10 protein-coding genes and 1 tRNA gene are annotated in these 14,429 nt (G+C 24.3%); 2 read left to right on the forward strand and 9 right to left on the reverse strand.

Going from position 1 to position 14,429, the window contains the following annotated elements; translation table 4 throughout:
- Positions 1-8: 8 nt before the first annotated feature.
- Genes ACXX87_RS02685 through ACXX87_RS02710 form a run of 6 tightly spaced genes read right to left on the reverse strand, consistent with a single transcriptional unit; the run spans position 9 to position 9,272 of the window.
- On the reverse strand, positions 9-4,664 hold the full coding sequence (locus ACXX87_RS02685) for an MGA_1079 family surface serine endopeptidase (RefSeq protein WP_458573234.1): 4,656 nt from the start codon (positions 4,662-4,664) through the stop codon (positions 9-11).
- 20 nt (positions 4,665-4,684) lie between these two features.
- On the reverse strand, positions 4,685-6,100 hold the full coding sequence (gene gatB, locus ACXX87_RS02690; RefSeq protein WP_458572763.1) for an Asp-tRNA(Asn)/Glu-tRNA(Gln) amidotransferase subunit GatB: 1,416 nt from the start codon (positions 6,098-6,100) through the stop codon (positions 4,685-4,687).
- Positions 6,093-7,415, reverse strand: coding sequence for an amidase family protein (locus ACXX87_RS02695; RefSeq protein WP_458573235.1), 1,323 nt, complete (start codon positions 7,413-7,415; stop codon positions 6,093-6,095). The genes gatB and ACXX87_RS02695 overlap by 8 nt, the downstream gene beginning before the upstream one ends.
- Positions 7,402-7,701, reverse strand: a complete 300-nt coding sequence (locus tag ACXX87_RS02700) for an Asp-tRNA(Asn)/Glu-tRNA(Gln) amidotransferase subunit GatC (RefSeq protein WP_436358845.1) — start codon at positions 7,699-7,701, stop codon at positions 7,402-7,404. The genes ACXX87_RS02695 and ACXX87_RS02700 overlap by 14 nt, the downstream gene beginning before the upstream one ends.
- A gap of 11 nt (positions 7,702-7,712) precedes the next feature.
- Positions 7,713-8,561 carry a pseudouridine synthase gene (locus ACXX87_RS02705; protein ID WP_458560354.1) on the reverse strand — a complete coding sequence of 283 codons (849 nt, stop codon included), beginning with the start codon at positions 8,559-8,561 and terminating at the stop codon, positions 7,713-7,715.
- A gap of 42 nt (positions 8,562-8,603) precedes the next feature.
- A complete protein-coding gene (locus ACXX87_RS02710) occupies positions 8,604-9,272 on the reverse strand; it encodes a 16S rRNA (uracil(1498)-N(3))-methyltransferase (protein ID WP_458573236.1) in 669 nt (222 codons plus the stop codon).
- A 49-nt stretch (positions 9,273-9,321) separates the two neighbouring features.
- On the opposite strand from ACXX87_RS02710, the gene ACXX87_RS02715 reads away from it, so the two are divergent.
- Positions 9,322-9,397, forward strand: a tRNA-Thr gene (locus tag ACXX87_RS02715).
- 49 nt (positions 9,398-9,446) lie between these two features.
- Here the strand turns inward: ACXX87_RS02715 and hinT are convergent.
- Genes hinT through ACXX87_RS02730 form a run of 3 tightly spaced genes read right to left on the reverse strand, consistent with a single transcriptional unit; the run spans position 9,447 to position 13,621 of the window.
- On the reverse strand, positions 9,447-9,767 hold the full coding sequence (gene hinT / locus ACXX87_RS02720) for a histidine triad protein HinT (protein WP_436358842.1): 321 nt from the start codon (positions 9,765-9,767) through the stop codon (positions 9,447-9,449).
- 9 nt (positions 9,768-9,776) lie between these two features.
- Positions 9,777-11,417: a HinT-interacting membrane complex lipoprotein P60 gene (locus ACXX87_RS02725; RefSeq protein WP_458560353.1), complete on the reverse strand. Its 1,641-nt coding sequence runs from the start codon at positions 11,415-11,417 to the stop codon at positions 9,777-9,779.
- Between the two features lie 11 nt (positions 11,418-11,428).
- Positions 11,429-13,621: a HinT-interacting membrane complex protein P80 gene (locus ACXX87_RS02730; protein ID WP_458557682.1), complete on the reverse strand. Its 2,193-nt coding sequence runs from the start codon at positions 13,619-13,621 to the stop codon at positions 11,429-11,431.
- A gap of 161 nt (positions 13,622-13,782) precedes the next feature.
- On the opposite strand from ACXX87_RS02730, the gene ACXX87_RS02735 reads away from it, so the two are divergent.
- Complete coding sequence (locus ACXX87_RS02735) at positions 13,783-14,391, forward strand: thymidine kinase (protein ID WP_436358839.1); 609 nt, start codon at positions 13,783-13,785, stop codon at positions 14,389-14,391.
- The last annotated feature ends 38 nt before the right edge of the window (positions 14,392-14,429 follow it).

Consider the following 14,429-nt stretch of genomic DNA (forward strand, 5'->3'; position numbering starts at 1 on the left):
TTATTTCTTTATTTTTCCTTTCTAACAAATCAAGGCACACTATATTCAAAAGGTTTTTGTGCATTTAATTTTAATATTTGCGCAGCTAACGATCTCTTATTAGTTAATGATAATGGATCTTCGTTATTTCAATTAATTCCAAAATAACTATGTGTAATTGTTTCATAGTTTCAAGATTGTAAAAATGTTAAAGATGCTCCTGAATTTATAGTTGAAATATAACTGTTATTTTCTCCTAAAATTCCTGTACCTGAATTTCCATTATTAAAGAAAGTAGGAGTATATCCTTGTTGTCTAGATAACCCAACATTTCCTGAAGAGCTACCTGCTCTGTTAATTAGATAACCTGATTGTTTTCCATATGGAAAACCATTCATTGCAAAGTTTTTAAGATTTGCTCCAAAGAAAATCGCTCCTTCTACACCTGTATAATCTAAATTAGTATTTGGTAAAGTAAATCAGTTTTTAAAATATGCAACCATATCCATTTTACCTTCTAATTGTGCTTCTTTAATAAGTTCAAAAGCATCTACAACAAATACAGTCATATCAACAAAATTACCTGCTGTGTTGTTATTTCCGTTTTTATCATATTGATTTAATCCAGTTCATATAATACCAGAGGTTGCTTTAGAAATTCTATTAGATCCTGATCAATAAGAATATCCTGGTTCTACATTATTATCAAAGTTATTAGATGATTTAACAATATATTTATTAGTAACTTCTGTTGGTAAATTATTGTCATCAAAGACATATTTTTTTCCAGCTTCTACGTGGTTGTTTGTAATAATGTAAAATTTACCATCATTAGGATCGCTACTTACTTTTGCAAACATTGTTGCAGAACCAAAACCATAAGCAATTGCTCTTGATCTTACGTTATTAACTAAAGGAATATCCTTTCAGTCTTTGTGAAGAAATTCATTATCTTGTTTATATCCGTTATGTAATTCATAACTAACATTTTGATTTGGATTGTATTCATTACTTAAAATTACTTCTTGTGGTGTAAAGAAAGTAATGGGTTGATTTTCTTGATTATAATCTAGATTTTTATAACTAAATAGATTAGTTTTTTGACCAAAATCTTCATGTTCAATTGCATTAGTATAATTTAGCAAAATAGAAGCACCAGCAGTATTTATTAAAAATGCTTTATTTTTATTAAATTTATCAAATTTAGTTTCATCTAGTGTTTCTTTAAAAGTAATTGCTTCTTTGTATGGATTTCCTACAAGAAGTTTATAGTTTTTATCTTCCAATTCCACTGTGAATTTTATTCCTTCATTTTGCTGATATTTAGCTTTAATAACAAAATAAAATCTTGGATGTTCTCCTCCATTTAACTTGTTGATTATAATGGTTTGTTGCCTAAAAGAAATTTCTTTACCAAGTATTAGATCTTCAAAATTAAACTCAAAGTTGTATCCTTTGTCCAAAGAAGAAATATTTGTTAGTCTTTGATCATTTTGAACCAAAGTATTTCCAAATAAGTGAAATTTAATTTTTCTATTTGTAGAATTGTTGCTTAAAAAGGTTTTTTCTATATATTTGTTTTTTAATGTTCAACTTGCAACTTCTGTTTGATTATCAAAAGATCATAATAAATCTTTTTGATAAGGTTCAACTTCTCTTTCTCTTGTTATTTCTGAAGAAGATTCAAAAACAGTTTTTAACTCTTTTTTAGCAAAAGTTAATTCCTCTTTTGAATTAACCGATGAAGCAAAACCTTTAATTTTATATCATACATTTCCTTTAATAATGCTGTTGTTATTTTTAGGATTTGTATATTGTAACTTAACATAAATAGAGTTATTATCTATGTTTTTAGCTTCAGCAATTGAAATATTGCTTGTATTAATTTTGAAATTGTTATAATTGATTTCACTTGTTTTTAAAGATACATAATTTGAAAGATCGTTTGAGTGATTGTTTACTTTATTTTTGAAATCATTTGCACTAATTTGCTGTATATTTCCTGTATTTATGTTTAAATCGCTATATTTAATACTGTTTAAAATTATTTCTGGATACAAGTTTTCTTTATAGTCATTTGTTAAATTAACTAAAGTAATATCCTGATTATTTGTATAACGTTTTTCAGTATTTTCTTTATTTATAAAACCTAATTTAAATGTTAAACTTCCTTCATTTGTGCTTCTAACATCGTAAAAGTATATAAAGTATTTATTGTAAATATTAACTAAATTTAAATTATTTTCTGAATCATTTGAGTTTTTAATTGATGTTTGAGAAGTAAAAAAACCATTTACAGATGAATTTTTATTTGAAACATCTGCATCATCTTTATTTGCACTTCCTGTGTTTGATAAATTACTAAAATTCTTGTCATTAGAATTAGAACTATCTGAATTTGTGTTTTTAAATTTTAATAAGAAATTGAGTGCTTCAAAAGCTTTTTGTTCTATTATGTCTTTAGGATCTAAAACTCTAAATTGAAGATTTTGTGATTTATCAATCACTCCATCAACTCTTCTGTAATCAAAATTTGAACTATTAATTTGATTAATAATTGTTTTATCATTTTCATCAATTATTTCTTTATTAGTAAAATCATTTTGTGTAAATCATTCATTTTCATTTATTGGTTTAATATCTCTAAAACTTAAAGGTTTAAAGAAATTAATTGTTTTTAAATGAGAATTAATAAATGCTGTAGTATTTAATTTTGGTAAAGGTGCTTCTATTCCATTTTTTTTATATCATAGAAAAACTTTAGCTTGACCACCATTAGTATTTCCTGTGTTATTAACTATATCCTTAACTTCTTTAACAAAAATTTCATATTTGCCTATTTTTGGCATTTTATACGATGTTTCTAATGCTTCTTTAGCATCTTTAGCATTAAACATTGTGTGATTTATATTTGGATTTTTAAATTCTATATTACTTCAAAATAGATTAGCAGAAGGAGTTGAAGTAGTTTTTCCATTAGTTGTAACTTTATTAGCTTCAGTTACAATTTCAAGAATTTTTGCTTCATCTCTTAGATCTTTATCGCTAGCATCAGATTTTGAATTATTTAAATAATAATTAAAGGTAGTTGATTCTTCACCTTTAGTAACTTTTATTTTAAAAGTAGCAAAGAGTGAATCACCATTTACTTCATATCTCAAATCATTGCTGTAATTTATTATTTCAACTTTTACACCTTCTGGTTTTTGTATATCAAACAATAAATTCTCTTTATAAATTTTATCAAATACTTTATTAATTTCTTCTTGAGTTAAAGCATTAGCAGAAGCATTTGTTGGATTAGTTAAAGAATTTAAAGCGGTTTCTATTTTTTTATTTGAATATTCAGGAAAAGTTTTTAAAACTTCAGAAAATAAATCATTTTTTAATCACATATTAAAAAAATTTATTTGTTTAATGTTGGCATAATAATTTTTAATGTCTTCTGAATTAGAAAAATCATAATAATTTTGAACTTCTCTATAAAATTTAGAATTGGTAAATATTTCTTTTGGAGTTATTGAAATATTTTTCAACAAGTCACTTTTTAATTGTACAGAATTTTCTGTTTGTAAAGGAATTTCCTTTATTTTAGTATCATTTACATAAAAACCAATGTTTAAAGTTATCTTATTATCGGTTATAAAAATATTATCTGTTTCTTCAATTTTATATTTAAAAAAATTATTTATTATTTTTTGTTTGGAAACAAAAATATCCTTTATTTTTTCAAAATTATTTATTAAATCAGATTTATATAAATCTAAAAATTGATCATAACTAAAATTAAAAATCTCATCTAAATTACTAATTTTAATTGTATTAATTTTAGAATTTAAATCATTACTAAAAGTAATTGTTTTAGTAACTTTTGCAAATTTAGTAGAATCAGTAGTACTTTTTGCAAGATAAACTAAATTTAAATTATTAACATTAGTAGAATCTATTTTTACTTCTTCTAAAGTTAAATTCACATTTTCTATATCGTTATGTGATAAATAAATATTTTGATTTTCTTTATTGATAGATGCACTATATAAGAATTTTTTTAAATCATAAACTTCTATGTTTGGATTAAAATTGATTTCCAGTTTTCTTTCTACATCTTCTTTAAAAGTTTTATCTTCTTTTATAGGTTCTAGATTTTGTTCATCTGAACCATTTAGTTTCTTCTCTGAATCTTTTAAATTAACTAAAGTAGAATTTATTTTATTTAAAAAATCTAGTGTTTTAATTTGTTCAACATCAGAAACTAGCTTGCTGTCTTTTAAAAATTTTTCTGTTTGTAATAAAAATTTATCAAACTCTCCTTTATTATTGGCTTCTGTATATTTCTTTGTTTCTTTAACTGTTTGAGCATTTGAAATAGTGCTTATTATTTTACTAACAATAGAATTATATTGTAAAGAAAGATCTAAAATATTATTAATTTCTTCTTTTGAATTTAATGAATTTATAAAACTAGCCAAACCATTTTTAGTTTCGTCATTTAAGTTAGAATAATTTTCAATTTTTGATTTACTAGATTTTTTGTAATCTTCTAGATTTTCTTCTGTATTTGCATTTGAATGAGTTTTTTTGTTTCTAGTTAAAGCGTAAGTTGTACCAATAACTGCAGAACCTACACCAACAACACCAGTTAGCAATAACAATGCTAACAATAATTTTTTCTTTTTTTTATTCATTTATCTTTTACTTCTTTCAATTATTTTTTAAGTTTTTCTTCAATTGTTTTAATTGTTAATTCATTAGCTTTTTGAGGATTTGCCTGACCTTTAGTTTGTTTCATTATTTGTCCTAAAAAGAATTTAATAACTCTTTCTGGTCTATTTTCATAATCATTTAATAATTGTTCATTTTCTAAGATTAAATTATTTAAAATTTTTTGAATTAAATCATTATTTTCTATTTGAACCAAATTGTATTTTTTAATAATTTCATCAATACTTAAATTTTCTTTTTCCTTATATAAAACTATTTCTTTTGCTTGTTTTGATGAAATAGAATTATTTTTTTCTAAAGTTAAAATTTCAACTATATTATTTGGGGTTATATTTAACGAATCAGTGCTTTTTTCCTTTATAATTGGAACAATTTCAGAAAAAAAGAATTTAGCTAACTTATCCTTATTGTCAAAATTTATTTTATTAAAGAATTGTAATCAATCAAAATTATTTAATAACTGTTCTACGTAAATATTAGAAACTGATTGGTTTAATAATTCTTCTTCCCATTCTCAATGTAGCTTATCTAATTTAATTGAATCAATAAATTCTTCTTTTAATTGAATAACAGGAATATTTGGTTCAGGATAATATCTATAATCAACTGCTCCAGTTTTTTCTCTCATTACTATATTTTGTTGTAAAACATCATCAAAACGTTTGGTTTGTTGAATTATTTTTTCGTTATTATTTAATTTTAAAGTTTGAACTTCAATTTCTAAATCTATTGCTTTTTTCACATTAGAAATGGAATTAATATTTTTAATTTCTACTTTAGTACCAAAACCTTCTCCCGGTTTGTTTAAAGATAAATTAATATCTGCTCTTAGTGAACCTTCTTCTAATTTTGCATCTGATATTCCTAAAAATTTTGCTATTTTAGCAATTGTTTCTATATATTTTGCAGCTTGATTGGAATTTTTGATAACAGGGTGTGTAACAATTTCTATTAGCGGAATACCTGCTCTATTATAATCTAAAAAAGTTCCTTGTTCAGTGTGTAATTGTTTTGCCGTATCTTCTTCCAAATGTATTCTTTCTATTGAAATTTCATTAACTTCATTATTAATTTTAAAAGAAACTTTTCCATTCTTTCCTATAGGTCTAAATTGTTGTGTGATTTGAAAACCTTTTGGTAAATCAGGATAAAAATAATTTTTTCTATCAAAATGTAATTCATTATCAATATTCATTTTTAATGCTTTTGCTAATTTTATAGCTTTTATAACAGCTTCTTTATTTAATAAAGGCAATGTTCCAGGATAAGCTAAATCAACTAGACTAATATTTTTATTATTTTCTTCATTAAATGAATTTTTAGCTGCTGAAAACATTTTAGTTTTAGTGTTTAATTCCAAATGTATTTCAATACCTATAACCACTTCATAATTATTCATTAGTTTTCTCCTTTAATTTTTCTTCAATTCAAAGTGCATAACTCAATAATTTTTCATCATTTTGCATTTTAGAATCTATTGCTAGATTAAAAGGCAATTTATTATTTTTGTCCACACCTAATTTCATTGTTATAGATGGAGAACCAGCTAAATTAGAACCTGTTAAAATATAATCCATATAACTTCTTTTTTCTGCGTTTTCAAAATAAGGAGCAACATCAGGTGCTGCTGGATAAATAACTATGTCATATTTATCATATAATTCATCTAAATAATTTTTTATCAATCTTCTAATTTTTTGTGCCTTTAGAAATAATTCGTCTTGATTTTCTTTTTCAAGGAAATAAGAACCTAATATTAATCTTCTTTGTACCATTTTTCCAAAACCTTTTGAACGGGTATTAGTCATTATTTCACTTCAGTCTTTACCGTTTTCTCTTTGCCCAAATGCTATTCCATTTAAATTAGCTAAATTAGAACTTGCCTCAGAATAGGAAATAATGTCATATACTGGTTTAATTGCTTTTAATAAATCAGCATTAGGTTCAATGGATTCTGTTTCCACAAATGCGGAAATTTCCTTTATAAAAGAAAAATATTTTTCATAAACAGATTCGCTTAGCAAATTTTTAGGAATGTTAAAATATCCAATTTTATCTGGTTTTGTTTTTATAACATTATTAATTAAAATGTTTTCGGAAGTCATATCATTATAATCTTTTCCATAAGCAACTTTAGCAACTTCTATAACATCATTAACATTATGAGCAAATCATGAAACTGTATCTAAAGAGGAAGCATATGCAAACATACCAAATCTTGAAACTACTCCATAACTTGGTTTAAATCCTACTTTTCCTATATATGATGCAGGAAGTCTTACAGAATCTCCTGTATCTGAAGCTAAAGCAAAGGAAACGTTATTTGTCAATGTAGCTGCAGAACCGGAAGAAGAACCACCTATTTTTCTTTTGTTATCTAAAGGGTGAGAAATAATTCCTCAATAAGAATAAATACCTTCTCCACCAAGAGCTAACTCATCATTATGAACCTTTGCTACAGGTATTGCTCCATTATCAAGTAATTTTTGCACAACAGTAGCATTATAAGAAGGGTAAAAATTTTCAAGTAATCTAGAAGACGCTTGTGTTTTAGCTGTTTTTGTAGCAAAAACATCTTTAATAGTAAAAACACAACCGCTAAGTGCTTTGTTTTCTATAATTTCTTGTTCTGGAAAAAGAAAAGAAACTGCATTATTTGTGTCTTTATGTAACTCTTTGTGAGCTAGTAAAAAATTTCCTTTATTTTTTATCATTTATAACCCTTTCTAATTGCACAAAATTTTTGTTTTTTGCAGGTGCGTTTTTTAATAAAATCCCTTTATTTTCTGTATATTCAAGCACTTCATCTTCTCTAACTAAACTAAAATCTTTAATTTTTGTTAATCTAACTAGTGGTTTAACATTACCAACATCTATCTGTTTAAATTCGTTTAACATTTTATAAATTTCATCAAATTCTTTTTCTAATGATAAAATAACTTCATCATTTGGAATAAGTTTTAATATTTTAGCTAATTCAATTATTTCTTCTCTTTTCATTTTTCTCCTTACTATCATTTTGGATAACTTATAAATTCTTTATCATTTAAATAAGATAAATCTCCACTTAAATCTTTAAATTTGATTCTATGTGAATGTAAAAAAACTCTAAAATTTTTTTTACCACCATACTTTGTATCGCCATAAATCGGAAAACCTAAATGTGATAAAGTCACTCTAATTTGATGTTTTTTTCCTGTTATTAATCTTGCATATTTTTTAGAATTTTCACTAAAAAATTCTGTTATAGCTAATATATTTGAGTTTTTTACTACTTTCATTTTTTGCTTAGTTTCATCTTTTTCAAGAAAAAGTGAAGAAGTGAATTTATTGTCTATTTTTATATCAGATTTAAAGATATAAATTTTTTCAAATTTCTTTTGTTTTTCTTTTAATTCGACAAGTGCTTTATAATTTTTTGCATATATTACTATTCCTGAAGTTTTTTTATCTATTCTACCTATGTGAGATGGAATAAAAGAATCTTTTTGTTTAAAATTTAAATACTTTAAAATTTGTAAATCTAAACAATTATCTTCACTATGAATAGCTATATTTTCTTCTTTATTTACTATTAAAATATTTTTGTCTTCAAATATTATAGAAAAGTTTTTTTCTTTACTGTTATTTGTGGTTGTAAATTCTTGATTTATTTTTTCTTCATTTAGTCCATAAACTTGGATTTCATCATTAACCCTAATAATATATTTTTTATCATTGCTTCTTTTGCCATTAATTTTTATATCTTTTAAGCGAAAAAGTTTTTCTATTTTAGATAAAGGAACCTTGTTAAAATATTTAATTATAAATTTATATAATGTTCTACCTTCATCATTTAACGTTGCTTTTATTATTCTCATAATTGAATTTTACTTTAAATTTATTTTTTATTTTATAAAAAATTAATTTTCTTCTATTCTAGATAAAATAAACAAAGGAGCGGTTTCTGCTCTTAATATTCTTTTTCCTAAACTTATTGCTTTAAAGTTGTTTTTTAAAGCTAAATCCACTTCTTGTTGACTAAAACCGCCTTCTGGACCTATTAAAAATAAAGAATTTTGAGGAAAAAGAATATTTTTATCAGAAGTTTCAACTTTTTCATATGCTATATATTTATTTTTTATATTTAAGTTTAAAATTTCTTTAAAGTTAATGGGATAATGTATTTTCATAACTTTATTTCGGAAACTTTGTTGCGTGGAACTTTTGGCAATTTCTTGTCATCTTTCAATTTTTTTGTCAATGTCGTTGCCTAATTTTTGCTCAACATTTTCACTAAAAATTGGATAAAAATCACTTGCACCTAGTTCTGTAGCCTTTTGAATTAATCACTCAAAACGCTTGATATTAATTATTGCACTTGCTATGATAACAGGTTCATTAAATTCGTGATTTTCTTTAAGTTCTTGCTCAATTATCGCTAAATCACCTTCTAAATGACAAATATAGAATTTTTCTTCATATATACAAATTATTTTTTCGTTTTTTATTCTAGCTACCTTTATGTGATGGAGAGTTTCATTGGATAATATAAAATAATTATTTTCTTTTTTTTGTGCAAAAAATCTCATCATAATTTACTCCTATTTTTGTTAAATTAGTTTATAATATTATAGAAAAGCCATCATAGCTCAGTAGGTAGAGCACATCCATGGTAAGGATGGGGTCGCAGGTTCGATTCCTGTTGTTGGCACCATATCAAATAGACCATAAAAATCTCTTCTTAAAATAAAGAAGAGATTTTTTTATTTTTCACTTGGTATTATGTGAATATGAGTATGAAAAACTTCTTGACCTGCTTCTTTTTCGTTGTTTACAAGTAGTTTAAAACCTTTTACATTTAATTTTTGAGTTTGTTCAATTGCAAGTTCTTTTGCCTTTACAATTAAATATTCTAAGTCACTATTTTCAATAGAAAATAAATTTCTAGAATAAATTTTAGGAACTACTAAAAAATGTCCTTTTGTAACTGGTTTTATATCAAGAAAAGCTATAACTCTTTCATCTTCATAAATGATATTTGCTGGTATTTCTCTATTTATAATTTTTAAAAATAATTGTTCCATTTTACATCTCTATTTTTTAGTTGTATTTTTATTATTTGATTCTGGGTCTAAAATTGAATCTTTATATTCAATTTTGTAACCAGCATCTTCATAGAATTTTTTAATCTCTTCATATAGAGTGTTTTTGTCTGCTAAATATAATGAAAATGCCAATATTTCCTTTTGTTCTACTGTATTTCAAGGTGTGTGATCTAAAGAGAAATAAGTTTTATATGTTGTTACATTGTCTTTTGTTGTTGCTTTGTTTTCATCAAATAAAGGCACAATTTTATTTACATAAGAAGCTGATATTTTGGTTAAATCACTACTTATAGCTTTTACAGAAGAAGGATAATCACTAAGTACTCTACCTGCATCAGAAATATTAGGAGAGTAAGAAGGTGTGCTTGAATCTCAAGTTACATCTACTGCATAAGTTCTTACAGAAGGGTGTTGTTGGTCTTTGTTTGCAGTCAATACCATCTTGATAATTACTGTTGCTCTTTTTTGGATGCTATCTGATTCAAAAGGCATAATTTTTTCAACAGTATAAGTAACATCACTATGTTCTGCTGCTTTAACAACTTCAATATCTTCTTTAGTTAATTGATATTTTGTTTTTGTCTTGTCAAAAGAGTCTTTTAGTTTGATAGGTAATTCTTTTTTACCTTTTCAACTTTCTGCAGCTGCTAAATCATTTTTAGAATATATAATTCTAGAATTTTCATCCACAAATCCGCTCTTTATATTTGTCTCTCTTTTCAAAGTATAAACATCATAATTAAAACTTCCTTTAGGGTTAGAACCTTGATTGTAGAGAATTCCTTGATATGATAATAATTGTTTTAAATCAATATCATCATTCACATTTAATAACTCAAAATCCTGTATTTTATTGGTGTTTTTGGAATTTTTAAATCTTTCATCTACTAAAGAGTTAAAAGAATTTTCATCTTTAATTTCTAATAAATTATAAGTGGCTAAGTCATCTGAATCAGTAGACTCATATTTTCAAATTTGAGCAGGTTGTTTTTCTAATAAAAGTGTTTTTAAAAAGAAATCTTTGGTTTCTGGATTAGTATTTTGATATGCTAATCTTTGATTATAATTTGTGTTTTTTTCCGCTGAATTTGTTTTATATTTATTGGATTCAATAATATCTTTAGATTCAGAACTAGTTAAGAATTTAAAAACTAAAACCATTTTTAAAATATTGTTTTTTAAATCTGAATTATTGTTGTTAAATAAAATTTCAAATCCTTTTTCTGTAAATAATTTATTTGGTCCTACCTCTGTATATAATTCTTTTAATTCTTCTGTAGTTAAAAAATTATTAGAATTTAAATCATTTATAAATTTTACTGTAAAGGTGCTGTCTTTTTTCAACTCTTGTTTTTGGTAAAAATTAAATGCTTTTTTAACTAATGCATAAAATTCGCTATTTTTGTTTTTAAATTCTTGATCTAAGTTTTGATTTTTAAATCATTTATCAGTTAAAATGGTTTCGATATATTTGGTTTCAATAAATCTTTTAACTACTTCTTTTTTTAATTTCTCATCTTGAATTATTTTTTCTGAACTTTCTACTTCAACAGGAGAACAAGAAACAACAGATAACGGAATAATTCCCGCTATAACACTTGTTAATAATGAATATTTAATTTTTTTCATTTCATTCTCCTTTATTTATTTTTAATAATTCCAAAATGTTTTTGTAAAGCATCATAAATAGTGTCTACATCTGATTTTTCTGTTTTTCCTGTAATTGTTCAGTAGTTTTTAGTGTTGTCAAAATTAAAATCAGCATTTAAATTGTATTTTTTAATTTCTGTTAAATAAGTTTCAATTTTAGTATTTATTTTTAAAATTAAATCATTAGAATAAGAAATTATTTTATTATCAATATTTTTTTCTAAAGACTTAATATAATTGGTTTTTTCTTCTTCAGACTTATTACTTTTTACATCTGTCAATAATTTAGTTTTAAATTTTTCATCAGATATTGTGTCTTTTAAAACAAAACTTTCGTTTTTTAATTCATTAAATAAGTCATTTATTTTAAGTCTGTTAGTTATTGAAGAGTTAATTTGATTATTAGCATTTAATTGTAATTCTTTTTTAAGAATTTCTTGTAATTTATCAAAAGTGTTTATTGAATTTTTTAAAATAATATTCAATCCTTTACTTGAATAAATAATTGAACTGTTTTCAGTTAATTTATAAATTGTGTGAATTCTATAACTTGAATCGGTAGTTTCTCCAAAAGTTTCTTTAAAAGCTTCACCAGCTTTTTTAAGTTCTCCATCGCTTAGTTTATCAATAAAATCTGCTATTTTTTTATTTAGTTCATTAATTTCAGTTAATTTTTTATTAGTTAAAGTTGAAGCATCTGGAAGTAAATTTTCATGTCCATTTGCAAATAACTTTTCTTTAATTTTACTAAATAAAGTAGTGGATAAAATATGTGTTGCTTCTTTTGCACTAAATACATTATCTAAAAATGTAATGCCATAAGAAGAATCTTCACTATCAAAAATTTGACTTAAATTTCTTAAAGGTAATTGTCCTAAATTTTGTGCATTTGTTTTATTAACTGATGAATTAATTGTGTTAAGTAAAATTCTATCAGTAGATTTTTGATTCTCATCTGAAGTAGCAGTATTTCCTTTGAAGTTTTCAATTAAACTTAGTGTAGTTTTTACTTCTTGTGTGGTTAAATCATTAGAATTTATTTGGGTTACTGAATATCTTAATAATTCTTTTAAATCAGCTTTAGCAATTGTTCATGCATCTTGTGCATTTGAAGAATTTTGATTAGCATGAATAACTAATTGAGAAACATCAAAGAATGAAAATTTATCTTTTAATAAAGCATTATTGTTAAAATAAAATTTATTAATTACATTATTTGCATTCATATACTCTTTAACATAAGAATTTGTTAAAAATGCAGAAACTTTATATTCATCTTTAATTTTTTCTTTTTCAGATTCTGTTTTAGATTTATCACTTTCTCTTTCGATATTTGGAATAAATCCATTTACAACGTTTGAACCTTTGTCAGCATCATCTTCTAAAATGATAATATCTTTAAATAATCTATCACCTTTTTTATAAACAATATTTCCATTTTTATCTTTAATATCTTCACTTAATACTCTATTTTTAACATCTTTATATAAGTATGTTGTTGAAAACTCTGGAGTAAATCTTGCAAAAGCTTTTTTTTCTGCTTCTTTATATGTTAAATATTCAACTGCTTTATCAAAATTGACTGCTCCACCAAATTTTGGATCTGTAGAAATATATTTATTAAATTCAGATTCTCAATTTTGGAAACCATAAGTTCTTTGATATCTTCTTCTTTCGTCTTCAAGGAATTTTTGTTGTGATTGTTTTAAATCATCATAGCTTTTAAAATTAGGATTAAATCTATCGTTTGCACTTGTTTTACCTGCTACATAAGATTTATCTCATGCTTTTTTGAATAATTGAGAAGCCTCATATTCTTCTTCATAAAGATAATTAATTAAAACTTTTTGTGCTTCATCAAATTGTTCTTTATTAATAACTGAATCTGTTTGGGTTGCGTTGATAATATCTTGAAGATTTAAGTTTTTAGGACCGTTTGGTGTAGATATACTTACTAAAATATCTGAATCTGCTCTAGCTGCAATTTTTGTAGGTTGTGCATTAGTGATACCTAAAGGAATTCCTATAGCTAATCCAGAAACTACCAAAGCAGCTGATGCAAATAAAACTCCATTAAGGATTTTTCTTTTTTTAATTTGTTCTGGTGTTCTTTCTTTTTTTTGTTTTTTCTCGCTTTTGGAATTTAATCTTGCAAGTTTTTTAGAAAGTTTTTCTTTTGACATATTTACCTCTTTAGTTTGCTATTTAATTTATATTAATTAAATTAATATAAAAATTTTACCAAATTTTAATGTAATATAAATTAAAAATAAAAAAATAAAAAATTTTTCATTTTTTTGCTTTTTATAATTATAATAATTAATACACACGCAAAGGAGTATGAATGATGTACAAAAAATTTTCTGAAGGAATGATTGAAGTTATTACCGGTCCTATGTTTTCTGGAAAAAGCGAAGAATTGTTAAAAAGGATTAGAATTTTAGAATATGCAAATATTAAAACTTTAGTAGTTAAACCACACTTTGATAATAGGTTTGCAGAAGATGAAATAATTTCTAGATCAGGAGCAAAAATATCAACTTTTAATGCTTCTACAGCCGAAGAAATAAAAGAGTTATTTAATAAAAAAAATTATAAAGCAATCGCTATTGACGAAGTTCACTTTTTTGGTAAAGATGTTCTTAATTTACTTAGTGATTTAGCTGATGATGGTGTAAGAGTAATAGTAAGCGGTTTGGATATGGATTATTTAAGAAGACCTTTTAGTATTGTTCCAGCATTACTTTCAATGGCTGAAAATGTTACAAAATTGCAGGCAGTATGTGTAAAGTGTAAAAATGCAGCATCTACAAGTTTTAGAAAAATTAATAGTAAAAATGTAAAACTTTTAGGGGACACTGAAGAATATGAAGCAAGATGCAGATCTTGTCATATAAAAGGCGAATTTGGAAAAATTAAAGATAAAAACGAAGACAAAAGTGAAGAAAAATAACCGGAAGTGTAATAAATTTTGTGTAAAAATTTCTCAAT

The organism is Mycoplasma sp. 613B, assembly GCF_054343485.1.